This is a genomic window from Mesorhizobium sp. Cs1321R2N1 (assembly GCF_037179725.1).
Lineage (GTDB): Bacteria > Pseudomonadota > Alphaproteobacteria > Rhizobiales > Rhizobiaceae > Mesorhizobium > Mesorhizobium salmacidum.
Genome location: NZ_JAPYKP010000290.1, coordinates 1 through 2,029 on the forward strand (window position 1 = coordinate 1; position 2,029 = coordinate 2,029).

Annotated in this window: 2 protein-coding genes; both read left to right on the top strand. The window is 67.5% G+C overall.

What is annotated here, in order from left to right:
- Positions 1–787: OmpA family protein (locus O7A61_RS32045; RefSeq protein ID WP_337133148.1), on the top strand; the 787-nt coding region annotated here is incomplete at its 5' end.
- The coding region (locus O7A61_RS32050) for a chemotaxis protein MotC (protein ID WP_337133149.1) at positions 784–2,029 on the top strand (1,246 nt) is incomplete at its 3' end. The genes O7A61_RS32045 and O7A61_RS32050, both read left to right, overlap by 4 nt.

Consider the following 2,029-nt stretch of genomic DNA (forward strand, 5'->3'; position numbering starts at 1 on the left):
CGGCGCCGAGGCGAGCGCCCAGCGTCCCAAGATCGAGGGCGACCCGCTCAAGTCCGGCGACAAGGCGGCCGAGACTCGGGTCGCCAAGGTCAAGGCCGTGCCGCCCGCACCGCCGGTCAAGGACGCACCGCTCGAGCCCCTGGCCGGAGATGGCAAGAATACCGCCGCGACAATGGTCAAGACGGGCGATGCCAAGGCCGGCGATGCCAAGGCGGGGGATACCAAGGCGGGCAACGCCGACGCTGGAGACAACAAGGCCGCTGATGCGGTCGCAAAGCAGGAGGCCGCAAAAACCGAGGCGGCGGACAAGGCTCCGACCGCCGCCGCGCTGAAGGCGGCTGCCGACGTCAAGCAGCGGCTCGCCGATGCCTTCAAGCCCGGTGACAAGCTGCATGACGGTGTCTCGGTCGAAGCCACCGACAAGGGTGTCGTCATCTCCATCACCGACCAGCTCGACTTCGGCATGTTCGAGGTCGGCTCGGCGGTGCCTAGCCGCGAGCTGGTGCTGGCGATGGAAAAGATCGGCCACATCGTCAACAGCCAGAAGGGCACCATCAGCATCAACGGCCACACCGATGCGCGCCCTTTCCGCAGCGCCAGCTACGACAATTGGCGGCTGTCGACGGCGCGGGCGCACTCCGCCTATTACATGCTCGTGCGCGGCGGCGTCGATGAACGCCGCATCACCGAGGTTGCCGGCTTCGCGGATCGCCAGCCCAAGGATCCGGCAGACCCAATGTCGGCGGCCAACCGCCGCATCGAGATCCTGATGGCGACCGGCGGATGAAGCGGGCGGCGCTGACCAGCCGCCTGATGGGCCTGTTGCTGCTGGCCACGGCGCACCCGTCGGCGGGCCTCGCCGAGGATACGCTGCAGCCCTATCAGCTAGTGCGCTCGTTGCAACTCGTCCAGGACCGTATCGCGGCCGGCGATCACGCCGCGATGCCGATGCAGGCTAAGCTGCTCGAGATGACCGATGCGCGGTTGCGCGCGGCTGATGCCGAGGATTTCAAGGATCCCAGGAATTTTCGCGCGCTCCTGGTCTACGGCATGAGCGGCGGCAATCCGGTGACGGTCGAAGCGGCCGTGTCGCGCGCCGCCTCCGATCCGCGCAACCTTGCCATGGCCAAAGGTGTGATCGACTACCTGAACGGCAGGCCCGGCGAGGCGATCGAAGCCCTGAGGCCGATCGATCCGATGGCTCTGCCAGGCGATCTCGGCGCGTTCCTCGCTTTGGTCAAAGGCTCGCTGCTTGCCACGGACCAGCCGGCGACCGCACTCACCCTGTTCGACGAGGCCAAGCTGCTCAGCCCCGGCACTCTGGTTGAGGAAGCGGCGTTGCGGCGCTCGGTCGGCATTGCCGTGACGCAAGGCGACGCGGCACGGTTCGCGCTTGCCTCCACCCAGTATGTCGAGCGCTATCTCTATTCGCCTTACGCCAGCCAATTCGCCGACTCCTTCGTCTCCGGCGTCATCGCCCTGCACATGTCGATCAGCCAGGACAAGCTTGCCGACATTACCTCGATGATGGATCCCGAGCGCGAGAAGGTGATCTATCTGCGCATCGCCCGCCGCGCCGCGATTGACGGCATGAGCGACTTGTCGGCCTTCGCCTCGGCACGGGCCGAGCAGGGTCGCGACGGCAACACCAATCAGGGCGATCCGCGCGCCCTGCTCTATTCCAGCCTGTCCACGGTGACCTCCGATACCATCGAGGACGTGCGTGCCAAACTGGGCAAGATCGACCGCAGCAGGTTGTCGGACGGCGACCGCGCCTTGCTCGACGCGGCCCAGACCATCGCCGGTGAAGTGGTCGCGCCGCCTGCCTCCCCTCCGGCCGCAAATCCGGCGCCCGCCCCGGTTGTGCCATCGCCCGAACCCGAGATTGCGGCCACCGATGCCGCCGGATTGCCACCTGTCGAGGGCGCCGTCCCTGCACAGACCGCCGTAGCGCCATCCCTGGACACAGCAGCGGCTGCGCCGAACGCATCCACGCCTGCAACCGCTGCGGCGACCGTCCTGCCGGCAC